We start from the raw sequence: 20,069 nt of genomic DNA, 5'->3' as shown, positions 1-20,069 counted from the left end.
GACGGCGCCCCTTCCCGCTCGAGTTCGTGAGATAGGAGGAACGGGCCGGTGGCCGGTCAGCCCGGCACCACCGTCCCATCACCCATCATGCAGACCACCGACAACAGCCTCAGCTGGCTCCTGCACGGTCTCCTGGAACAGACCCCCGGTGCCCGCCACGCCCTGGTCCTCTCCCGGGACGGCCTGAAGCTCTGCTGGAGCGAGCACCTGACGCTCGACCTGGCCGACCAGCTGTCGGCGATCTGCTCCGGCATCCAGGCCCTCGCCCAAGGGGCCTCCATGGAGTTCGGCGACGGCACCGGCGGTGTCCGGCAGTCGATGACCGAGTTCCACGGCGGCCTGCTGTTCATCGTGGAGGCCGGCGAGGGGGCGCACCTCGCCGTCGTCGCCGGGGAGGACGCCGATCCCGGAGTGGTCGGCCACCAGATGACGGAGCTGGTCGAGCAGATCGGCGAGCATCTGCGGGCGGAACCGCGGGACCAGGCCAGGGCGAACGGCACCTCGTGATGCGCAAGCCCGTCGACACGGGTGATCCCGACCGGCTCTACACCGTCACCCGCGGACGGAGCCGTGCCGACGAGTCCTTCGACCTGGTCACCCTCGTCGTCAGCGAGAGCGGGCCGGCCCCGGGGATGCAGTCCGAGCACGCCCGGATCCTGGAGATGTGCCGGCACCCCACCGCCGTCGTCGAGATCGCCGCGGAGCTCGGACTGCCCGTCACGGTGGTGCGGATCCTGCTCGGCGACCTGCTGGACACGGGCCGCATCACCGCCCGCCACCCGCGCGCGGCGCAGTCCGTCGCCTCCCTGCCTGATTCCGCCCTACTCCAAGAGGTGCTCCATGGGCTCCGCAACCTCTGAGCTGCCCTCCCACCGCACACCGCTGAACGACACCGCGGAGACCGGTCTGAAGATCGTCGTCGTGGGCGGGTTCGGCGTCGGCAAGACGACCCTCGTCCGCTCCGTGAGCGAGATCCGGCCGCTCAACACCGAGGAAGTGATGACGCAGGCCGGCGTGGGCGTCGACGAGACGAGCGCGGTGTCGGCGAAGACCACCACGACGGTCGCCTTCGACTTCGGACGGATCACCCTCAACGACCGCATGGTGCTGTACCTGTTCGGGGCGCCGGGCCAGGAGCGCTTCTGGTTCCTGTGGGACCGGCTGTTCTCGGGCACGCTGGGCGCCGTGGTCCTCGTGGACACGCGGCGGATGGACGACTCCTGGTACGCGATAGACAGGCTCGAGCACCACCGCACGCCCTTCGTGGTGGCCGTGAACCGCTTCGACGACGACACGGTCCGCCACTCCCTGGACGAGATCCGCCAGGCGCTCGCCCTGCCCGCGCACGTGCCGATGGTCGACTGCGACGCGCGGGTCAGGCAGTCCGGCAAGGACGTCCTGCTCACCCTGGTCAACCACCTGCACGACATGGCCATCGCCCAGGAGGCGACACTGTGACCGACCCCGGCTATCCCTCCGCGCGACCGGCGCCCCCGGGCTGCCCCGCCCACGCCGGGGCGGTGCGCCTCGGGGGACTCGAGTACCAGCAGACGCCGTCGCAGCTCTACCGCGCGCTGCGCCGGGAGCACGGTCCGGTCGCGCCGGTCCTGCTCGACGGAGACATCCCCGCCTGGCTGGTGCTGGGCTACTCCGAGGTCACCTACGTGACCAGTCACGACGAACTGTTCGCGCGCGACTCGCGGCGCTGGAACCAGTGGGACGCCATCCCGCCGGACTGGCCGCTGCTGCCCTTCGTCGGCTACCAGCCGTCCGTGCTCTTCGCCGAGGGAGAGGAGCACCGGCGGCGGGCCGGGGTGATCACCGAGGCGCTGGAGGGCGTCGACCAGTTCGAGCTGTCCCACGACTGCCTGCTGATCGCCGACGACCTCATCGCCCGGTTCGCCGGCAGCGGCCAGGCGGAGCTGATGGCCGACTACGCGCACGCCCTGCCCATGCGCACCGTGGTGCAGATGTGCGGGATGCCGACCTCGGGCGAGGACACCCGCCGGCTCGTCGACGACCTGCGGATCTCCCTGGACGCCGGGGAGGGCGACGACCCCGTGGCGGCCTACGCGCGCGTGGGGGAACGGCTGCGGCAGCTCGTGCAGGACAAGCGGGCCGCCCCCGGCCCCGACGTCACGTCGCGCATGCTGGCCCACCCGGCGGGCCTGACGGACGAGGAGGTCGTCCAGGACCTGATCTCCGTGATCGCGGCGGCGCAGCAGCCGACCGCGAACTGGATCTGCAACACGCTGCGGCTGCTGCTGACGGACGAGCGGTTCGCCGTGAACGTGTCGGGCGGCCGGCTCAGCGTGGGCGAGGCGCTCAACGAGGTGCTGTGGCTGGACACGCCGACGCAGAACTTCATCGGGCGCTGGGCGGCGCGGGACGTCCAGCTGGGCGGCCGGCAGATCCGGGCCGGCGACTGCCTCGTGCTGGGGCTGGCCGCGGCCAACACCGATCCGCAGATCTGGCCGGAGGGGCACGTGGGCGCGGAGAACGCCGCGCACCTGTCGTTCAGCAACGGCGAGCACCGCTGCCCGTATCCGGCTCCGCTGCTCGCGGACGTGATGGCGCGGACGGCGGTCGAGACGCTGCTGGAGCGGCTGCCCGACCTGGTGCTGGCTGCGGACCCGGAGGAGCTGGCCTGGCGGCCGTCGATCTGGATGCGCGGGCTGTCGTCGCTTCCGGTGCGGTTCACCCCGGTGGTGCAGTAGCGCGGCCTCCGGGCCCCTGACCTGGGGCCCGGACACCGGCGCGGGACGGCGGGCGGGTCAGTCCCGCACGGGCGTGAAGCGCACCGGGAGGCTCTGCGGTCCGCGGGTGAACACGCCCTGCTCGGCCGGTTCGAACCCGTCGGCGAGGCGCACGTCGGGCATGGCGTCGAGGAGCTGGCCGACGCCGGTCTCCACCTCCGCCTTGGCCAGCAGCGCGCCGACGCAGAAGTGCCGGCCGAGCGCGAAGGCGAGGTGGTCGGCGGCGGCCGAGAAGGCCGTCGTGGTGGTGAGGTCGTCGCGGAAGATGTCGAAGCGGTCGGGGTCGCGGTAGCGGTTCTCGTCCCGGTTGGCCGCGCCTATCAGACAGGTGACGGTGGCACCCGCGGGCACGGTGCCGCCGCTGAGCGTCACCTCCGTCGCGGACTGGCGCATGATCATGTGCACGGGCGGGGTGACCCGCAGGGTCTCGGCGAAGGCGCGCGGGATCAGCGAGCGGTCCGCGCGGACGGCGGCGAGCTGGTCGGGGTGGAGCAGCAGGTTCGCGAAGATGCCGGCGATGGCCTTGTCCGTGGTCTCGCCGCCGGCGGCGAGCAGCAGGCTGCAGAACGCCTTGACGTCCTCGTCGCTCATCCGCACCCCGTCCACCTCGGCGGCGCACAGCGCGGACAGCAGGTCGTCGCCCGGCTTCTCACGGCGTTCCCGGATGATCGGCAGCATGTACTCGGCGAACTCCACCCGGGTCCGCTCGCCGGCCGCCGTCACCTCGGGGTCGCCCGACAGGTTCCCGAGGAAGGCGATGACGGCCGTGTACCAGCGGTGGAAGCGGGTGTGGTCGGCCTTGTCCAGGCCCAGCATGTCGGCGATGACGTTGACCGGGAAGCGGGTGGCGTAGTCCGTGACCAGGTCGGCGGAGCCGGTGTGCCGGAAGGCGTCGATCAGTTCGCGGGAGTTGCGCTCGATGACGGGCAGGAACTTCCGCTCCAGGTCGCTGCCGCGGAAGGCGGGGGCGACGAGGGCCCGGCGCACGGCGTGCTCCCGCCCGCTGAGCTGGAGGATCGTCTTGCCGTGCACGGGTTCGAGCTGCCAGGCGTAGTTGTCGGTGGTGAACTCGCCCGCCTTGTCCTTGAAGACGCGCTCGACGTCCTCGTAGCGCGAGACGATGTAGCTCTGCGTCGCCTCGTGCCAGATGAGGGGGGCGGTCTCCCGCATCACCCGGTAGGCGGGGTAGGGGTTCGCCGCGAACTCCGGCGAGAGGATGTCGGGCACCTGCTGGGCGGTGGACATGGGACTCCCAGGATCGTGACTCGGTGTACCACGCAAGGTTATTGATCATTCATCAGTTTCGACAGGGCGCCAGGAGGCCGACTGTGCCGGCCGTGACGGGAGGGAACCCGGGTGCCGTCCGGCGCATGACGTTCCGTAGTCTCCTGGCTGTCTCGCGCGACACCCGGTGCAGGAGGAAGCAGACCGCATGGCCCCCACGCGATACGACCGACGGGTCCGGGTGTTCGTCCAGGTCTGCGGCGGTGAGCACGACTGGCAGGAGGCGGAGGCCCGCTTCGAGGCGCACGGCTGGCCGGTGCGCGACGCGCACCCCGCGGGCGGGGGGCCGCTGGGTACGGCGCTGGACGCCGACCCCGCGTCACGCGTGTACGAGATAGAGGTCCGCCTCTTCGGCGCGGCCAGGGGCAGCGACCGGGGCGCGGCCGACCGGGTGCGCAAGGTGCTGCGCGGCGCGCACCTCGAGGGGTACGTCCGCCGCGCCGAACCACTGGAACGCGACCGGGAGTTGTTCCCCCACTGGCGGGTCGTCAGCACGGCCCACCGGCGGACGGGCAGGCGGCCGGCCTGGCGACGGCACCTCAGCCGCGCCGCCACGCGGCTCGGCCGGCACGACACCGGCGGGTTCGTCGCCGGTGGCCCGCGCCAGGCGCTGCGGCTGGCCCGCGCGGACGCTCCCGCCGGAGGCCCGCGCCCCGCCGTGGCCGTCAGGCCGCTGGACGGACGCCGGCGTGAACCCGCGCCGTACCGGCGGGAGGAGCACCTGGAGCGCTCGATCTACCGGCTGGTCCTGTGGACCCTGCTGTCGGCGGGCGCGCTCACGCTGGCCTCGGCGGCGGTCCCCGGGGCACCTCGGTGGGTCCTGGGGACCCTGGCACTCTTCGGCGCCTGCGGATCCCTCTGGTCCGGCTGGGACATGAGCCGGGCGGGCAAGCGGCAGGAGGGTGTCGTCCTCGCCCTGCTCTGCCTGCTGGTCTTCGCCGCCTTCGGGATGGGCCTCCTCAGCAGCGACGGCAAGGCCTGGACGCCGCGCGAGACCCTCACGACCGCGGTGGTGCTCGCCGTCCTCGCGGGGCTGTGGCTCCTGGTGCGGCAGTGGACGTGGGGCGAGTGGGTCGCCTGGGCGGTCCCGCTGGCGGTGACCCTGACGGTCTCCGCGTTCGTGGCGGCGGGGTCCGTCCTCCACGCCCTGTACGCCGACGGCCTCTCGCTCACCCCGGGGGACCTGGACGTGCCGCCGGTCTGGCAGTTCGCGGCCGCGGTGAAGCTGCTGGTGATGCTGAGCCTCGTCATGATCGTCCCGGCCTGGTGGGGATTCGCCAAGCACCGGCACCACCGGTACGCCACACCGGGGGACGGCACGAACATCATCCTGAACGTGTGCCTCTTCGTGGCGATGCTCGCCGGCGCGGGGCTGCAGGCCCAGAACTCCGCAGCGACGGCCGTGGACCGGACGGTCGCGGCGGCCGCGCGCGGTGAGGACCCACCGCCGTACTTCGGCGTCGAACCGGAGTGGACCTGCGTACGGCTCACCGTGCCGGCCGGTGAACTCGCGGGCGAGGGACCGTCGCTGAAGCCGGGCAGGCCCTACCTCTCCTTCGGCGTCGCGGGAGAGACGGCGGTCCTGTGGGATCCGGCCACCCGCGAACCGGTGAAACTGCCGGCGAACCAGGTGTGGCTGGGACCGGCGGAGTCGGGGAACGTGACGTGCCCGGCGGGGCCGTCGGTCCAGTCGAAACTTTCGTAAGAGACTCCCACTGTTTCTGATCTACCTGGTGGCTTCCTCGTCCCAGAAGTGGTTCCTCGCAGGTGGGTGCGCATCTGAGCAGCCAGTATCGGCTCGTCCTGCAATCTCCTGGTGACCGAAGCTTTCGAAACAATTACCGAAAGTATTGACGCTTGACGGGGACAGGCCAACACTGGCGCCGTTGTCGAACCCCCCAGGAGAGGAAGCACCGCCATGAGCGTGCTCGTCCAACCCGCGCGCCGCGGAAGCCGCGGCGTCGCGTTGTCCGTCCGAAGCGCGTGGGCCTTCGCCCTGGCCGCCCTGGCCGCGATGCTGCTGCCGGCCACCGCCCACGCCGACACGGTCGTGACCACCAACCAGACCGGCACCGACAACGGCTACTACTACTCGTTCTGGACCGACAGCCAGGGCACCGTCTCCATGAACATGGGCTCCGGCGGCCAGTACAGCACCTCGTGGCGCAACACCGGCAACTTCGTCGCGGGCAAGGGCTGGAGCAACGGAGGGCGCCGGACCGTGCAGTACTCGGGCACGTTCAACCCGTCCGGCAACGCCTACCTGGCGCTCTACGGCTGGACGTCGAACCCGCTCGTCGAGTACTACATCGTCGACAACTGGGGCACCTACCGGCCCACGGGCACCTTCATGGGCACCGTGAACAGCGACGGCGGCACCTACGACATCTACCGGACGACGCGGTACAACGCCCCGTCCGTCGAGGGCACCCGCACCTTCGACCAGTACTGGAGCGTGCGGCAGTCGAAGCGGACCGGCGGCACCATCACCACGGGCAACCACTTCGACGCCTGGGCGCGTGCCGGGATGCCGATGGGCAGCTTCACCTACTACATGATCATGGCGACCGAGGGCTACCAGAGCAGCGGGAGCTCCAGCATCAACGTCGGAGGCACGTCCGGCGGTGACGGCGGAGGGGGCGGTGGTGGCGGTGGCGGCTGCACCGCGACGCTGTCGGCCGGGCAGAAGTGGGACGACCGGTACAACCTGAACGTCTCGGTGAGCGGGGCGAGCAACTGGACGGTGACGATGAACGTGCCGTCCCCGGCGAAGGTGCTGTCGACCTGGAACGTCGGAGCGAGCTACCCCAACGCCCAGACGCTGACCGCCAAGCCGAACGGCAGCGGCAACACCTGGGGCGCCACCATCCAGGCCAACGGGAACTGGACCTGGCCGACGGTCAGTTGCAGCGCGGGCTGACGCCACCCACCGACGAGCGAGGAGGATCCCTTCGCATGCGCACCAGAACCCGTCCGTCATGGCGGCCCCTGGTCACCGGGGCGGCCGTCACCGCGCTGGCCGCCGCGGGCACCGTCGCCGCCGACGCCGCACCCGCGGCCGCACCCGCACGTGCCGCCGCCTGCACCGGCTACGTCGGCCTCACCTTCGACGACGGCCCGTCGAGCACCACGCAAGCGCTGCTCAACGCGCTCAAGCAGAACGGGCTGCGGGCCACCATGTTCAACCAGGGCCAGTACGCGGCCCAGAACCCGTCCCTCGTCCGCGCGCAGGTCGACGCCGGCATGTGGGTCGCCAACCACAGCTACACCCACCCCCACATGACCCAGCTCGGCCAGGCCCAGATGGACTCGGAGATCTCCCGCACCCAGCAGGCCGTCGCGGCCGCGGGCGGCGGTACGCCGAAGCTGTTCCGCCCGCCGTACGGCGAGACCAACTCCACCCTGCGGTCGGTCGAGGCCAAGTACGGCCTGACCGAGGTCATCTGGGACGTCGACTCGCAGGACTGGAACAACGCGAGCACCGACGCCATCGTGCAGGCCGTGTCCCGGCTGGGCAACGGCCAGGTCATCCTGATGCACGACTGGCCCGCCAACACGCTCGCGGCGATCCCCCGCATCGCGCAGACCCTGGCGGGCAAGGGCCTGTGCTCCGGCATGATCTCCCCGGTGACCGGCCGCGCGGTCGCCCCCGACGGCGGCGGCACCGGCGGCGGAGGAGGCGGCGGAGGAGGGGGCGGTGGCGGCAACTGCACCGCGACGCTGTCGGCCGGGCAGGCGTGGGGCGACCGGTACAACCTGAACGTCTCGGTGAGCGGGGCGAGCAACTGGACGGTGACGATGAACGTGCCGTCCCCGGCCAAGGTGCTGTCGACCTGGAACGTCAGCGCCAGTTACCCGAGTTCACAGGTGCTGACGGCCAAACCCAACGGCAGCGGCAACACCTGGGGCGCGACCATCCAGGCCAACGGGAACTGGACCTGGCCGACGGTCAACTGCAGCACCGGCTGAGCCGCACGGAGACACACGCGGCGCGGTGGTCGCCCGGCCACCGCGCCGGACGCCCGCTCAGCACCAGCGGGTGCGGGGGCAGTTCCAGTGGTCGCCGCCTCCGCCGCCGTTCCCGTCCGACGAGTCGTCGGAGCCGCCCGTCAGGCCGTTCGGGAAGGCGCTGGTGCGGTTCCGGTCGCCGGGGAACGGGTCCCGGTAGTCCGGGTCGCCGTCGTCGTCCCGGTCCGGCAGGTCCGGCCGGTCGCCGTCCTCCCGGTCCGGGTCGGGGCAGCCGTTGTCCGGGTGGGTCAGTTCGAGGGTCACCCGCAGGTCGACGGTGACGTCGCCGCCCTCGGCGGGGTCGGTCACGCAGACCCGCCAGTCGTCGTACTCGCCCTCGTCGGGGAGCTGGTCGTTGAGGTACGCGGTGGACGCCATGATGTGGTCGCCCGGAACGGTCCCGAGGGCGGCGACCTCCTGGTGCGCCGTCTTCCACGTCTTCCAGACGAGGTCCGGCATCGTCGGCCAGGGGATCGCCCCGCCGTCGGCCGCGGGGCAGGGGGCGCCGTTCTTCACCGCGCCGAAGTCGATCGTCTTCGTCCCGGACGACGTCCAGCCGGTCTTCTGGAAGCAGACGGTCCAGTTGAGCCGCATCATGATGCTCTTGTCCTCGTCGGACGCGTCGTGCTCGTCGACGCCGAACCCGGCGGCCTCGGCCCTGTCCCGGGCGTCGTCCAGCGTCATGCCCCGGTAGTCCGCGGCCTCGGGCCGGGGTCGGGGGCTGGGCTCCGGGGTCGTCCCGGCCGTCGGCGACGCCGGGGCGAGGACGCCGGCCGCGCTGCCCCCGCCGGCGGCCTTCCCGTCCGCCTCCGCCGTGACCGTCGCGGCCCCGTCCTCGGGCGGAGCCGGGAGGACCGCGCCGAGCAGTGCCATGGCCCCGATCGTGGCGGCCACCTTCGTGCCCTTCTGCCAGGGGCTGTCCTTCCACACCAGGACGATCGCGGCGAGCAGGGCGAAGAAGCCCAGGTACTCGCTGACCAGACCGAGCAGGGGCACGGCGACCAGGGCACCGAGGCGGGTCCGGTCGGTCAGCCACCGACGGGTGCCGGGGCGGGCGGGCCCGGGAGGGTCCGGTGGCGTGGGTGGCGTGGGAGGGGCGGGCGGGCGGTGCATGGGCGGTGTCTTTCCTGGTGCAGGGTGGTGATGGCCCGTGAGGTCACTCCGGCCTCCCGTCGGGCGACCGCATCGTACAGTCCGCGGCCGGCCGGGCCGGACCCCCGAGCGACCGCCCCGCCACCCGCGCCAGATGCCGCCCGAACACCTCCCGCGCCCCGGGTGTCAGGGTGCGCAGTGCCACCATCGCCGTGATCACGACGTCGCACAGCTCGGCCTCGACGTCCTCCCAGGTGTGCGTGACGCCCTTGCGCGGGTTCTGGCCCATCGTGCCGATCACCGCCTCGGCGACCTCACCGACCTCCTCCGACAGCTTCAGCATGCGCAGCAGGAGGCCCTCACGGCCGCCGACGGGCTGGTCGGCCTCCAGCCACGTCCACAGGGCGTCGACGGTGGTCCACGGGTCGTCGGCGGGCGTGCCGCCTCGGGTCTCGGTCATGCCCAGCAGCCTGCCACGGCGGACGAGGGCGTCCGGCGCGACCTCAGTCGAACAACTGCTCCTGCCGGCCCTCCGCCGCCTTCCGCATGCGCCTGTTCCTCGCCCCGACGACCACCGTCGTGGCCGCCGCCGTCACCGCGAAGGCCGCCGGGACCATCCAGTTCCGGTTGACCGCGTGGCCCAGGGCGTGGTCCACGGAGAGGCGGCCGGGGCCCGCGACCGCGAGACCGGCGGCCGTCAGGCCGAGGGAGGCCGCGTACTCGTACCCGCCGCTCTGGGCGAAGAAGCCGTTCGGGGCGTGCACGGCCGCCGCGCCCGTCATCGCGCCGGCCGCCGCCGCGCCCGCGGCCGGGGTGGCCAGGCCAAGGGCCAGCAGGACGCCGCCCCCGGCCTCCGCGAGGCCCGCCGCGGTGGCGCTCGCCCGGCCCGGTGTGTAGCCCATGGACTCCATGGCCTTGCCGGTCCCCTCCAGCCCTCCGCCGCCGAACCAGCCGAGCAGTTTCTGCGCGCCGTGCGCGGCCAGGACGCCGCCCGTCCCCAGACGGAGCAGCAGCAGTCCGAGGTCGCGTCGGTCGTAACAGGTCATGTCGGCTCCTTCAGCGGTGACGGCGGTGAGAGGGGTGACTGTGGTGCCCTGTCGCTGTCTCCGGGTTCCCACCCTCCCCACGTTTCCACCGTCGCACCGCACCCACCCGGCCGGCCCGCCGCGGGCGCCGTTCGGGTGGCGGGGGGCCGCGGCCGGTGTGACGCTGCCCGCATGACGATTCAGACCACCCGACTCAGCGACCCGGCCGTCCGGGCCTTCGTCGCCGCCGTCAACGCGCACGACCGCGAGGCCTTCCTGGCGCTGCTCGCGCCGGACGCCACCATGGCCGACGACGGCGACGACCGGGACCTCGCCCAGTGGATCGACCAGGAGATCTTCTCCTCCAACGGCCACCTGGAGGTCGACAACGAGTCGAACGGCGGGCGCGCCCTCATCGCCCGCTACCGCAACGACACCTGGGGCGAGATGCGCACCCGGTGGAACTTCACCGTCGACGACGAAGGCCGGATCGCGCGGTTCGAGACCGGGCAGGCGTAACCGGGCCGCGAAGGGCGCCGCGGGGGAGGCGCCGCGGGGGAGGGGCCGCTCGCCGTCGGCCGGGCGGCCGTGGCCGGGCCGGGTCCCTCGCGGCCGACGCCCGCGGGCATGTGCGCGGCAGCCGTCCGCCCACCGGTGCGTATCCCGCGTACCCCCGCGGGATCCACCCCCATCCGGTGGCCGGAACGGCTGCCGTCTTCCCCCCCTCGCCATGGCTCGAGGCTCCGGAAGGCCGACGCTCCGAGTGTGAAGCTTCGGTGAAGGAAAGTTGAGCATAGATCCGTCACCGGCCGCAAGAGTGCGGACTGTTGAATTCCGAACGTGTGAATCGTCAAGGGGCCCGCACGCGCGGCCCGTTCAGCCCCGTCCCACGTACGGCATCGCCGTCGCCATGACCGTCGCGAACTGCACGTTCGCCTCCAGCGGCAGCTCCGCCATGTGCCGCACCGTGCGCGCCACGTCGGCGACGTCCATCACGGGCTCGGGAGCCACCTCCCCGTTGGCCTGGAGCGCTCCGGTCTGCATGCCGGCCGTCATGTCGGTCGCCGCGTTGCCGATGTCGATCTGGCCGACCGCGATGCCGTAGGGCCGGCCGTCCAGGGACAGCGACTTGGTCAGGCCGGTCAGCGCGTGCTTGGTCGTCGTGTACGCCACCGAGTGCGGGCGGGGCGTGTGCGCGGAGATCGAGCCGTTGTTGATGATCCGGCCGCCCTGCGGGCTCTGCTCCTTCATCTGCCGGTACGCCGCCCGCGCGCACAGGAACGCACCGTTGAGGTTGGTGTCCACCACGTGCCGCCACGCGTCGTAGGACAGCTCCTCGACCGGCACGCCGCCCGGACCGAACGTCCCGGCGTTGTTGAACAGCAGGTCCAGCCGCCCGAACCGGTCGCGCACGGCGGCGAACAGGGCGGCCACGTCCTCGGGCCGTGACACGTCGGTCCGTACGGCGAGAGCGGTGCCGCCGGGGACGAGGGCGGCCGTCTCCTCCAGGGTCTCGGTGCGGCGGCCCGCCAGGGCCAGCGTCCAGCCCGCGCGCAGCAGCTCGGCGGCGACCGCGCGGCCGATGCCGGAGCCGGCGCCCGTCACCACGGCGATCCTCTCCCGGCCGGTCATGTCGTACGTCCCCTCGTCGGCGGTTCTCACGGTGTTCATGAGGCCGCAGCGTACGCGTGGGGATCGACCGGCGATCATGCGGAACTCATCCGTCCGACACGGGCCCGTCATGTCCGCGCCAAGGTGGCGTCGTTCCCGGCCATTCGAATGCCCCCTGCACCCACCGCAAGGGGAGGAACGGATGACACCCGCGAACCACCAGGCCCCCAGCCCTGTTCAGGCCACCCCGGCCCCGCACGCGCCCGAACTCCGCGCCGCCGCCCGCCACCTGGGCCGCCGCCGCTTCCTGACCGTCACCGGCGCCGCCGCGGCGCTCGCCTTCTCCGTCAACCTGCCCGCCGCCGGCACCGCGAGCGCCGCCGAACTCGACCCGGCCCGGCTCACCGGCGACCCCTTCACACTCGGCGTCGCCTCGGGCGACCCGCTGCCGGACTCCGTCCTGCTGTGGACGCGCCTGGCCCCCGCGCCGTACCAGGCCGACAGCGGACTGCCCGCGAAACGCGTCGACGTCGGCTGGGAGCTCGCCCTCGACGAACGCTTCCGCCGCGTCGTCAGACGGGGCACCGCCACCGCCCACCCCGAGTTCCACCACACCGTCCACGTCGAGGTCGACCACCTCGCCCCGGGCCACGTCTACTACTACCGCTTCCGCGCCGGCCGCTTCGTCAGCCCCGTCGGACGCACCCGCACCGCGCCCCCGGCCCGCAGCCGCACCGCCGAGCTCACCTTCGGCCTGGTCTCCTGCCAGCGCTACGACCAGGGCTACTACACCGCCTACCGGCACCTCGCCGAGGAGGACGTGGACGTCGTCTTCCACCTCGGCGACTACCTCTACGAGTACGCCGTCAACTCCGCCGGAGGCTCCCGCGCCTACCCGGCCGGCACCCTGCCGGACCTGTTCGACCACGAGACGGTGACGCTGGAGGACTACCGCCTGCGGTACGCCCTCTACAAGTCCGACCCCGACCTGCGGGCCGCGCACGCCGCGCACCCCTTCGTCGTCACCTGGGACGACCACGAGACCGAGAACAACTACGCGGGCGACACCCCGGAGAACAGCGTCCCGCCGGAGGAGTTCCTGCTGCGCCGGGCCGCCGCCTACCGGGCCTACTGGGAGAACATGCCGCTGCGGCGCCCCCAGCTTCCCGAGGGGCCGGACCTGAAGCTGTACCGCCGGCTGCACTGGGGCCGGCTCGCCCAGTTCGACGTGCTCGACACCCGCCAGTACCGCTCCGACCAGGCCTACGGCGACGGCTGGCAGTACCCCGGCCCCGAGTCCGAGGACCCGGGCCGCACCCTGACCGGCGACGCCCAGGAGCGCTGGCTGATCAACGGCTGGCACCGCTCGGACGCCGTGTGGAACGTGGTGCCCCAGCAGGTCACCTTCTCCCAGCGGTACAGCGCCACCACCACCCCGGCCAAGGTCTCCATGGACTCCTGGGACGGCTACCCGGCCTCCCGCGAACGGGTGCTGGCCGGCGCGCAGGCCGCCGGTGTGGAGAACCTGATGGTCCTCACCGGCGACGTGCACGTGCACTACGGCTTCGACATCAAGCGCGACTTCTCCGACCCGGACTCCCGGACCCTGGGCACGGAGATCGTCACCTCCTCCGTCACCAGCGGCGGCAACGGCTCCGAGAAGCCGTCCAACTGGGACACCTACCTGGCCGCCAACCCGCACCTGCGGTTCTACAACGGCCTGCGCGGTTACGCCACGGTGTCCCTCGGCAAGGAGCTGGCGCGCGCCGACTTCAAGACGGTGTCCCACGTGACCACCGAGGGCGCGCCGCTCACCACCGCCGCCTCCTTCGTCACGGAGGTCGGGGACCAGGGCCTCAAGCCGGCGTGACCTCGCGCGACGCGGCCACCGCACCGGGCCGCTCGCCGGGGTAGCGGACGCCGACGCGCTCCCGGATCGCGTCGAGCGTCCGCATCACGGCGAGGGTGCCGTCCAGCGGGACCAGCGGCGACTCCGTCTCACCGGCCCGCAGCGCCCGCATCACCTCCCGCGCCTCGTGCTTGAGGCTCGCGCGGGGCCCGTCGGCCGGGTCGGCCGTGAACCTCTCGGGTTCGCGGCCGTCCCGGTGCAGCACGAAGTGGTCCGGGAAGAAGAAGCCGTAGGGCACGTCGATCCGGCCCAGGGACCCGGTGACCGAGGCGGAGTTGGGCGTGCCCCCGGTGATGGAGCAGTGCACCGAGGCCAGCGCGCCGGTGTCGTAGGAGAGCAGCGCACCCGTCTGGAGGTCGACCCCCTCCTCCGAGAGCACCGCCCGCGCCGCGACGTCCGACGGCTCACCGAGCAGCAGCTGCGCGAACGACACCGGGTACACGCCCAGGTCGAGCAGCGCGCCGCCGCCCTGCGCCGGGTCCCGCAGCCGGTGCGCCGGAGGGAAGGGGCCCGCCAGTCCGAAGTCCGCCTGGACACTGCGGACCTCGCCGATCGCGCCGTCCTCCACCAGCGCCTTCAGGCGCCGCACGAGCGGATTGCAGAACATCCACATCGCTTCCATCAGGAAGACCCCGCGCTCCCGCGCCAGCGCGACCAGTTCCCCCGCCTCGCGCGCGTTCAGCGTGAACGGCTTCTCGCACAACACGTTCCGGCCCGCCTCCAGACAGAGGCCGGCGGCGGTGCGGTGCGCCGCGTGCGGAGTGGCGACGTACACCACGTCGACGTCCTCGTCCCGGGCCAGCGACTCCCAGTCGCCGTACGCCCGTGGTATCCCGAACCGGTCCGCGAACGCCTTCGCCGACGCCTCGGTCCGCGAGGCGACCGCCACGACCTCGGCGTCCGGCAGATCGACCAGATCCGCCGTGAACGTCGCCGCCATGCCGCCGGTCGCCAGAATCCCCCAGCGCACCCTCTGCTCGGCCACCCTGTCCCCACCCTCGCTCACGTTCCAACACGTCCGTACGAGCTGAGAGCATAGGTGCCGGATCCGTAGAACAGGGAGGGGCTCATGCCCGAGCGCGGGCCGTCCGCACCGCACGCGTCACCGTCGAACACCACACAACCGAACACGCCACGGGCGGCCGGGCCGGTCACGATTCCGGCCGTCCGCCCGCCGCGCGCCGGGCGCCGCACCGGACTGCTCGTCACGCTCGTCCTCGGCGGCCTGACCGCCACCCCGCCGCTGGCGATGGACATGTACCTCCCCTCGCTGCCGGAGGTCACCGAGTCCCTGCGCGCGCCGGCGGCGACCGTCCAGCTGACGCTCACCGCCTGCCTGGCCGGCATGGCCCTCGGCCAGCTCGTCGTCGGCCCGATGAGCGACAAGTGGGGCCGCCGCCGCCCGCTGCTGACCGGCCTCGCCGTCTACGTCGTGGCCACCGCGCTGTGCGCGCTCGCGCCCACCGTCGAGCTGCTGGTCGCCTTCCGGCTGGCACAGGGCCTCGCGGGGGCCGCCGCCATCGTCATCGCGCGGGCCGTCGTGCGCGACCTGTACGACGGTGTGGCCATGGCCCGCTTCTTCTCCACCCTCATGCTGATCTCCGGCGTCGCCCCGGTCGTCGCGCCGCTCATCGGCGGGCAGATCCTGCGGGTGACGGACTGGCGGGGCGTGTTCGTCGTGCTCACCGTGGTCGGGGTGGTGCTGGGCGGGGTCGTGTGGGCCAAGCTGCCCGAGACGCTGCCGGAGGCCGAACGGCACGCCGGCGGGGTCGCCGACACGCTCCGCTCGATGCGCGGCCTGCTCGCCGACCGGGCCTTCACCGGGTACATGCTCGCCGGCGGCTTCGCCTTCGCGGCGCTGTTCGCCTACATCTCGGCGTCCCCGTTCGTCGTCCAGGAGATCTACGGCGCCTCCCCGCAGACGTTCAGCCTGCTGTTCGGGCTCAACTCGATCGGCCTGGTCGTCGTCGGACAGATCAACGGCAAGGTCCTCGTCGGGCGGGTCAGCCTGGACCGGGTGCTGGGCATCGGCCTGCTCGTCGTCATCGCCGCCGCGACCGCGCTGCTGCTGATGGCCCTCGGCGTCTTCGGCGAGGTCGGGCTCGCGCCGATCGCCGCCGCGCTGTTCGTGCTGATGTCCGCGATGGGCATCAGCCTGCCCAACACCCAGGCTCTCGCGCTGATGCGGGTCGAGCAGTCCGCCGGCTCCGCGTCCGCACTGCTCGGCACGTCCTCCTTCCTCATCGGCGCCGTCGCCTCCCCGCTGGTCGGGATCGCCGGGAAGGACACCGCCCTGCCGATGGCGATCGTCCAGCTCGGGGCGGCGGTGGTGGCGCTGGGCTGCTTCCTGGGCCTGTGCCGGCCCTCGGCCGGGCGTCCGGGCGCGGACGCGGGGCGTGCGCCCGCGCGGGCAGCGGAGACGGGAGCGGAGAAGGGGGCGGAGAGCTGAGCGCTCCGAGACTGCGCGGCGACACCCCGGAACGGGCCGGACTCGACCCCGGGCAGCTCCGCCGTGTCGTGGCGGACGTGCACGCGCTCACGGCGGGCGAGCGGCCCTGGGCGGCGGGTGCCGTCGTGGCCGTGGGGCGCGGGCCGGTGCTCGCCGTCGAGGAGGCGGCGGGGTGGGCCGTGCGGTACGCGTCGTACGACCCGGACACCGGCACGGGCGTGGAGCTGCCGGCCGGCTCCCGGGTGCCGGCGACCGTCGACACGCCCTTCGACCTGGCGTCGCTGACCAAGCTGTTCACCGCGGTCGCCGCCGTGCAGCAGATCGAACGCGGCACGCTCGGCATGGACGCGGAGGTGGGGGCCTACCTGCCCGACTTCCGCGGGGCCGCCGCGCACGGCGTCACCGTGCGGCAACTGCTCACGCACACCTCCGGGCTGCGGCCCGAACTGCCGCTGTACGACTGCGCCGACGACGGGGAACGCCTGCGGCGGCTGCGCGCGGAACCGCCGGTCGGGGTGCCGGGGACGTACTGCTACTCCGACCTGAACATGCTGCTCCTGCAGCATGTGCTGGAGCGGGTGGGCGGGCGCGGCCTCGACGTCCTCGTGCGGGACGGGATCACCCGGCCGCTGGGCATGACCGCGACGGGCTTCGGGCCGTGCCCGGGCGCGGCGGCGACGGAGGACCAGCGGCGGCCGTGGGCCAAGGCGGACCGGGGAATGCTGCGGGGCGTCGTCCACGACGAGAACGCCTGGGCGCTGGGCGGGGTGGCGGGGCACGCGGGACTGTTCTCGACCGGCCGGGATCTCGCGGTCTTCTGCCGGGCGCTGCTGGCGGGCGGCTCGTACGGGCCCGCGCGCATCCTCGGGCCCGACTTCGTGGAGCTGCTCCTCGGGGAGCCGGGGCTCGGCTTCGCGGTCGACCAGCCGTGGTTCATGGGGGAGCTGGCGGGGCGCGGGGCGGCGGGGCACACCGGGTTCACGGGCACGATGCTGGTCCTCGACCGCGCGACGGACACGTTCGCGATCCTGCTGGCCAACACGGTCCACCCGCGCCGCCGGCCGCCGGACAACGGGCCGCGGGCGACGCTGGGGACACGGGTGGCGCGGGCGGTGCGGGCGATCTGACGGACCGCGCGTCCGCCCCGGCGCCGTAGAATTCCCGGGTGAACGCCCCCGCCGCCCCCGCCGACACCCTGCGCACCGCCCTCGCCGGCCTCGTCGACGGGCTTCCGCCCAGCCAGGCCGCGCAGGCCGTCGAACGGCTGATCGCCAACTACCGCGGGGCCACCCCGACCGACGCCCCGATCCTGCGGGACCGCGCGGACGTCGTCGCGTACGCCGCGTACCGCATGCCGGCGACCTTCGCCGCCGTACGGTCGGCGCTCGCGGAGTTCTCGGCGGCCGTGCCCGGGTGGGCGCCCGCGAGCCACGTGGACGTGGGCGGCGGGACCGGCGCGGCGACCTGGGCCGTCAGCGACACCTGGGGCGGCACCCGCCCGGTGACCGTGCTCGACTGGGCCGAGCCGGCGCTCGCCCTCGGCAAGGAGATCGCCGCCGCCGACCCGGCCCTGCGCGACGTCCGCTGGCAGCGCGCCCGGATCGGCGCCGGGCTCACCGTCGGGTCCACCGACCTCGTCACCGTCTCCTACGTCCTCAACGAACTGACCCCCGCCGACCGGGCCGCCCTCGTCGACGCCGCCGCCGGCGCCGCCCGGGCCGTCGTGATCGTCGAGGCGGGCACCCCGGACGGCTACGCCCGCGTCATCGAGGCCCGCGCCCGGCTGGTCGCCGCCGGCTTCCACGTCGCCGCCCCCTGCCCGCACAGCGCCGCCTGCCCCATCGTCCCGGGCACGGACTGGTGCCACTTCGCGGCGCGGGTCAGCCGCTCCTCCCTGCACCGCCAGGTCAAGGGCGGTTCCCTCGCCTACGAGGACGAGAAGTTCAGCTACGTCGCCGCCGCCCGCTTCCCGGTCGCCCCCGCCCCCTCCCGCGTCGTGCGGCGCCCGCAGATCCGCAAGGGGCAGGTCCTGCTCGACCTGTGCGAGGCGGACGAGCAGCTCCGCCGCCGGACGGTCACCAAGCGCCACGGCGACCTGTACAAGGCGGCCCGCGACGCGGACTGGGGTGACCCGTGGCCCCCGGCCGCGGACCGCTAGTACCGCTGGTCAGGACTCGGGCTCCGACTCCTTCCGGGCCGCCTCCTCCCGTTGTTCCCGGAGCCTGCGCAGCAGCTCCCGCTTCTGGGCCCGCGCGTCCTGCGCGCCGCCGACCCGGTCGCCCGGCCCGCCGCCGCGCAGGGCCCTGCGGCCGAGATTGCGGCGCGCGCCGCCCACACCCAGCATGTTTCCGGCTCCGCCTCGGGTCATCGGAGCTCACCGTCCCTTCGCACTCAGGAGAACGAGACGGTTCGTCTCGCGCTGTTGTTCCCTCACTGTCAGGCGAGACGCACCGTCTTGTCAACTGATAAATTCGGGCCATGGCCACCCAGAAACCCACCCAGGTCCCCGACGTCACACGCCGCAGCGCGAGGTCACGCCGGGCCATCTACGAAGCCGCCCTCGCGCTCGTCGCCGAGGTCGGCTACCCCAGGACCACCATCGAGGGCATCGCCGCCCGTGCCGGCGTGGGCAAGCAGACCATCTACCGCTGGTGGTCCTCCAAGGCGGAGGTCCTGCTGGAAGCCTTCCTCGACCTCCAGGAGCAGGCCGTGGAGGCCCAGGGGCAGCAGGACACGTACGCGATCCCGGACACCGGCGACCTCGCCGCCGACCTGAAGGCCGTGCTGCGCGCCACGGTCGACCAGCTGCACGACCCGAAGTTCGAGGCCCCCTCCCGCGCCCTGGCGGCGGAGGGCGTCGTCAACGAGCAGCTCGGCCGGGCGTTCGTCACCAAGCTGCTGGAGCCGTCGCTCCAGCTCTACGTCGACCGGCTGCGCGCCGCCCAGGAGGCCGGGCAGATGCGGCCGGAGGTCGACCCGCGCGTCGCCCTCGAACTCTTCGTCTCCCCGCTCGCCCAGCGCTGGCTGCAGTACACGGCGCCGATCTCGCACGACTACACCGACACCCTCGTCGACTACGCGCTGTACGGCCTCGCCCCCCGCTGACCAGTGAGGTTTGTCCCTTCCCGACCCCGAAGCGCGGAATGGTGCGACCATAGGGCATGCTGATGCGCACGACGGCGAGGCGAGGGGATAGATGAGCGCGGACTTCGGTGGCCGGACCCTGCGGGACAAACTCTCCCAGTGGCTGCGCAAGGGCCGCCCGAAGGAGGCCGCCGGTGACGGCGACCGGGAGTCCCTGCTGCTCGCCGCCGCCGCCGCGGGACTGCCCCTCGCGCCCGCCGCCCACCCCGTCGGCTACCGCTGCTCCTGCGAGCGCGTCGGCTGTCCCACCCCCGCCCGGCACCCGGTGTCCTTCGCCTGGCAGACGCAGTGCACCACCGACCGGGCACAGCTCGAGCGCTGGGTCCGGCACCAGCCGCAGGCCAACTTCATCACCGCGACCGGCATGGTGCACGACGTCCTCGACGTGCCCCTCGACGCCGGTCGCGAGACCCTGCGGCGGCTGCTCGAAGCGGGCGTCGAGGTCGGGCCCGTCGCCGAGAGCGACGACGGCCGCATGCTGTTCTTCACCCTCACCCGCGGCACCCCCGAGCAGGAGGACGAGTGGTGGCCGTGCGAGCTGGACTGCCACCCCGAGACCATGGACGAGCACCCCGGCCTGCGCTGGCACTGCCGCGGCTCCTACGTGCTCGTACCCCCCGCCCGGCTGCCCGGCGAGGACCGGGCCGTGCACTGGGTACGCGGACCCGAGCACCCGCTGCCCGACCCGCTGACCCTGCTGGAGACCCTCACCGACGCCTGCGCCCGGCACGTCGGCGAGGAGAGCGACCACGCCGGCACCGCCTGGCCGCTGCGCCGCTGAGCGCCGCCCG

General features: G+C 73.2%; 21 protein-coding genes. 14 read left to right on the top strand and 7 right to left on the bottom strand.

All coding sequences use genetic code 11. The annotated features are described in order from the left end of the window. The first annotated feature begins 87 nt into the window (after positions 1–87). From ACGF3H_RS02530 to ACGF3H_RS02515, 4 genes are read left to right on the top strand one after another with little or no spacing between them, the layout of a single operon-like run. On the top strand, positions 88–507 hold the full coding sequence (locus tag ACGF3H_RS02530) for a roadblock/LC7 domain-containing protein (RefSeq protein WP_362495737.1): 420 nt from the start codon (positions 88–90) through the stop codon (positions 505–507). Further along, positions 504–860: a DUF742 domain-containing protein gene (locus tag ACGF3H_RS02525; RefSeq protein WP_362495734.1), complete on the top strand. Its 357-nt coding sequence runs from the start codon at positions 504–506 to the stop codon at positions 858–860. The genes ACGF3H_RS02530 and ACGF3H_RS02525 overlap by 4 nt, the downstream gene beginning before the upstream one ends. Beyond that, positions 841–1,458 (top strand): ATP/GTP-binding protein, encoded by a 618-nt coding sequence (locus tag ACGF3H_RS02520; RefSeq protein ID WP_362495732.1) that lies wholly within the window; start codon positions 841–843, stop codon positions 1,456–1,458. The genes ACGF3H_RS02525 and ACGF3H_RS02520 overlap by 20 nt, the downstream gene beginning before the upstream one ends. Beyond that, entirely contained in the window at positions 1,455–2,717 is a 1,263-nt protein-coding gene (locus ACGF3H_RS02515; RefSeq protein WP_362495730.1) for a cytochrome P450, read from the top strand. Before ACGF3H_RS02520 ends, ACGF3H_RS02515 begins: the two co-directional genes overlap by 4 nt. 57 nt (positions 2,718–2,774) lie before the next feature. Here ACGF3H_RS02515 and ACGF3H_RS02510 read toward each other — a convergent pair whose 3' ends face one another. Beyond that, positions 2,775–4,001, bottom strand: a complete 1,227-nt coding sequence (locus ACGF3H_RS02510; protein ID WP_362495727.1) for a cytochrome P450 — start codon at positions 3,999–4,001, stop codon at positions 2,775–2,777. A 187-nt stretch (positions 4,002–4,188) separates the two neighbouring features. Here ACGF3H_RS02510 and ACGF3H_RS02505 point away from each other — a divergent pair, with 187 nt between their 5' ends. The 3 genes from ACGF3H_RS02505 to ACGF3H_RS02495 all read left to right on the top strand — a co-directional run bounded on the left by ACGF3H_RS02505 (position 4,189) and on the right by ACGF3H_RS02495 (position 8,009). Further along, positions 4,189–5,745 carry a hypothetical protein gene (locus tag ACGF3H_RS02505; protein WP_362495724.1) on the top strand — a complete coding sequence of 519 codons (1,557 nt, stop codon included), beginning with the start codon at positions 4,189–4,191 and terminating at the stop codon, positions 5,743–5,745. Positions 5,746–5,958: 213 nt separating this feature from the next. Continuing rightward, positions 5,959–6,960 carry a glycoside hydrolase family 11 protein gene (locus ACGF3H_RS02500; RefSeq protein ID WP_362495722.1) on the top strand — a complete coding sequence of 334 codons (1,002 nt, stop codon included), beginning with the start codon at positions 5,959–5,961 and terminating at the stop codon, positions 6,958–6,960. A gap of 35 nt (positions 6,961–6,995) precedes the next feature. Continuing rightward, the gene (locus ACGF3H_RS02495) at positions 6,996–8,009 is read left to right on the top strand and encodes a polysaccharide deacetylase family protein (RefSeq protein ID WP_362495720.1); all 1,014 of its coding nucleotides are present in this window, start codon (positions 6,996–6,998) and stop codon (positions 8,007–8,009) included. A gap of 57 nt (positions 8,010–8,066) precedes the next feature. On the opposite strand, the gene ACGF3H_RS02490 is transcribed toward ACGF3H_RS02495, so the two are convergent. The 3 genes from ACGF3H_RS02490 to ACGF3H_RS02480 are packed head-to-tail and all read right to left on the bottom strand — an operon-like array spanning position 8,067 to position 10,186. Continuing rightward, positions 8,067–9,161, bottom strand: a complete 1,095-nt coding sequence (locus ACGF3H_RS02490; protein WP_362495717.1) for a hypothetical protein — start codon at positions 9,159–9,161, stop codon at positions 8,067–8,069. A 43-nt stretch (positions 9,162–9,204) separates the two neighbouring features. Next, complete coding sequence (locus ACGF3H_RS02485; protein ID WP_362495715.1) at positions 9,205–9,600, bottom strand: MazG-like family protein; 396 nt, start codon at positions 9,598–9,600, stop codon at positions 9,205–9,207. A gap of 43 nt (positions 9,601–9,643) precedes the next feature. After that, the gene (locus ACGF3H_RS02480; RefSeq protein WP_362495712.1) at positions 9,644–10,186 is read right to left on the bottom strand and encodes a DoxX family membrane protein; all 543 of its coding nucleotides are present in this window, start codon (positions 10,184–10,186) and stop codon (positions 9,644–9,646) included. Between the two features lie 171 nt (positions 10,187–10,357). On the opposite strand from ACGF3H_RS02480, the gene ACGF3H_RS02475 reads away from it, so the two are divergent. After that, the gene (locus ACGF3H_RS02475) at positions 10,358–10,684 is read left to right on the top strand and encodes a nuclear transport factor 2 family protein (protein WP_362495709.1); all 327 of its coding nucleotides are present in this window, start codon (positions 10,358–10,360) and stop codon (positions 10,682–10,684) included. Positions 10,685–11,041: 357 nt separating this feature from the next. Here the strand turns inward: ACGF3H_RS02475 and ACGF3H_RS02470 are convergent, their stop codons facing one another. Further along, positions 11,042–11,836: an SDR family oxidoreductase gene (locus ACGF3H_RS02470; RefSeq protein WP_362495706.1), complete on the bottom strand. Its 795-nt coding sequence runs from the start codon at positions 11,834–11,836 to the stop codon at positions 11,042–11,044. Positions 11,837–11,978: 142 nt separating this feature from the next. Between ACGF3H_RS02470 and ACGF3H_RS02465 the strand changes: the two genes are divergently transcribed. Then, entirely contained in the window at positions 11,979–13,646 is a 1,668-nt protein-coding gene (locus ACGF3H_RS02465; protein ID WP_362495704.1) for an alkaline phosphatase D family protein, read from the top strand. Here the strand turns inward: ACGF3H_RS02465 and ACGF3H_RS02460 are convergent. After that, complete coding sequence (locus ACGF3H_RS02460) at positions 13,633–14,670, bottom strand: Gfo/Idh/MocA family oxidoreductase (RefSeq protein ID WP_362495701.1); 1,038 nt, start codon at positions 14,668–14,670, stop codon at positions 13,633–13,635. The genes ACGF3H_RS02465 and ACGF3H_RS02460 overlap by 14 nt on opposite strands. Before the next feature lie 84 nt (positions 14,671–14,754). On the opposite strand from ACGF3H_RS02460, the gene ACGF3H_RS02455 reads away from it, so the two are divergent. The 3 genes from ACGF3H_RS02455 (at position 14,755) to ACGF3H_RS02445 (ending at position 18,292) form a co-directional block, all read left to right on the top strand. Then, positions 14,755–16,134, top strand: a complete 1,380-nt coding sequence (locus tag ACGF3H_RS02455) for a multidrug effflux MFS transporter (RefSeq protein WP_362495698.1) — start codon at positions 14,755–14,757, stop codon at positions 16,132–16,134. 77 nt (positions 16,135–16,211) lie between these two features. Then, positions 16,212–17,261 carry a serine hydrolase domain-containing protein gene (locus tag ACGF3H_RS02450; protein WP_393583029.1) on the top strand — a complete coding sequence of 350 codons (1,050 nt, stop codon included), beginning with the start codon at positions 16,212–16,214 and terminating at the stop codon, positions 17,259–17,261. A gap of 38 nt (positions 17,262–17,299) precedes the next feature. Beyond that, positions 17,300–18,292, top strand: a complete 993-nt coding sequence (locus ACGF3H_RS02445) for a small ribosomal subunit Rsm22 family protein (RefSeq protein ID WP_362495696.1) — start codon at positions 17,300–17,302, stop codon at positions 18,290–18,292. Between the two features lie 9 nt (positions 18,293–18,301). On the opposite strand, the gene ACGF3H_RS02440 is transcribed toward ACGF3H_RS02445, so the two are convergent. After that, positions 18,302–18,478, bottom strand: a complete 177-nt coding sequence (locus ACGF3H_RS02440; protein WP_393816446.1) for a DUF6243 family protein — start codon at positions 18,476–18,478, stop codon at positions 18,302–18,304. Positions 18,479–18,612: 134 nt separating this feature from the next. On the opposite strand from ACGF3H_RS02440, the gene ACGF3H_RS02435 reads away from it, so the two are divergent. Beyond that, on the top strand, positions 18,613–19,239 hold the full coding sequence (locus tag ACGF3H_RS02435) for a TetR/AcrR family transcriptional regulator (RefSeq protein ID WP_362495690.1): 627 nt from the start codon (positions 18,613–18,615) through the stop codon (positions 19,237–19,239). Positions 19,240–19,330: 91 nt separating this feature from the next. After that, a complete protein-coding gene (locus ACGF3H_RS02430; RefSeq protein WP_362495688.1) occupies positions 19,331–20,059 on the top strand; it encodes a bifunctional DNA primase/polymerase in 729 nt (242 codons plus the stop codon). Positions 20,060–20,069: the final 10 nt, after the last annotated feature.

It is taken from the genome of Streptomyces sp. NPDC048185 (genome assembly GCF_043202495.1).
Classification (GTDB): Bacteria; Actinomycetota; Actinomycetes; order Streptomycetales; family Streptomycetaceae; genus Streptomyces.
Note: the sequence above shows the minus strand (reverse complement) of the source record. Positions and strands in the feature narration are given on the sequence as shown.

Coding starts and splice junctions, on each gene's coding strand:
- ACGF3H_RS02505 (WP_362495724.1), top strand. CDS start 4,189: ATGGCCCCCACGCGATACGACCGACGGGTCCGGGTGTTCGTCCAGGTC.
- ACGF3H_RS02530 (WP_362495737.1), top strand. CDS start 88: ATGCAGACCACCGACAACAGCCTCAGCTGGCTCCTGCACGGTCTCCTG.
- ACGF3H_RS02500 (WP_362495722.1), top strand. CDS start 5,959: ATGAGCGTGCTCGTCCAACCCGCGCGCCGCGGAAGCCGCGGCGTCGCG.
- ACGF3H_RS02480 (WP_362495712.1), bottom strand. CDS start 10,186: ATGACCTGTTACGACCGACGCGACCTCGGACTGCTGCTGCTCCGTCTG.
- ACGF3H_RS02435 (WP_362495690.1), top strand. CDS start 18,613: ATGGCCACCCAGAAACCCACCCAGGTCCCCGACGTCACACGCCGCAGC.
- ACGF3H_RS02475 (WP_362495709.1), top strand. CDS start 10,358: ATGACGATTCAGACCACCCGACTCAGCGACCCGGCCGTCCGGGCCTTC.
- ACGF3H_RS02510 (WP_362495727.1), bottom strand. CDS start 4,001: ATGTCCACCGCCCAGCAGGTGCCCGACATCCTCTCGCCGGAGTTCGCG.
- ACGF3H_RS02495 (WP_362495720.1), top strand. CDS start 6,996: ATGCGCACCAGAACCCGTCCGTCATGGCGGCCCCTGGTCACCGGGGCG.
- ACGF3H_RS02520 (WP_362495732.1), top strand. CDS start 841: ATGGGCTCCGCAACCTCTGAGCTGCCCTCCCACCGCACACCGCTGAAC.
- ACGF3H_RS02490 (WP_362495717.1), bottom strand. CDS start 9,161: ATGCACCGCCCGCCCGCCCCTCCCACGCCACCCACGCCACCGGACCCT.
- ACGF3H_RS02430 (WP_362495688.1), top strand. CDS start 19,331: ATGAGCGCGGACTTCGGTGGCCGGACCCTGCGGGACAAACTCTCCCAG.
- ACGF3H_RS02465 (WP_362495704.1), top strand. CDS start 11,979: ATGACACCCGCGAACCACCAGGCCCCCAGCCCTGTTCAGGCCACCCCG.
- ACGF3H_RS02440 (WP_393816446.1), bottom strand. CDS start 18,478: ATGCTGGGTGTGGGCGGCGCGCGCCGCAATCTCGGCCGCAGGGCCCTG.
- ACGF3H_RS02455 (WP_362495698.1), top strand. CDS start 14,755: ATGCCCGAGCGCGGGCCGTCCGCACCGCACGCGTCACCGTCGAACACC.
- ACGF3H_RS02485 (WP_362495715.1), bottom strand. CDS start 9,600: ATGACCGAGACCCGAGGCGGCACGCCCGCCGACGACCCGTGGACCACC.
- ACGF3H_RS02470 (WP_362495706.1), bottom strand. CDS start 11,836: ATGAACACCGTGAGAACCGCCGACGAGGGGACGTACGACATGACCGGC.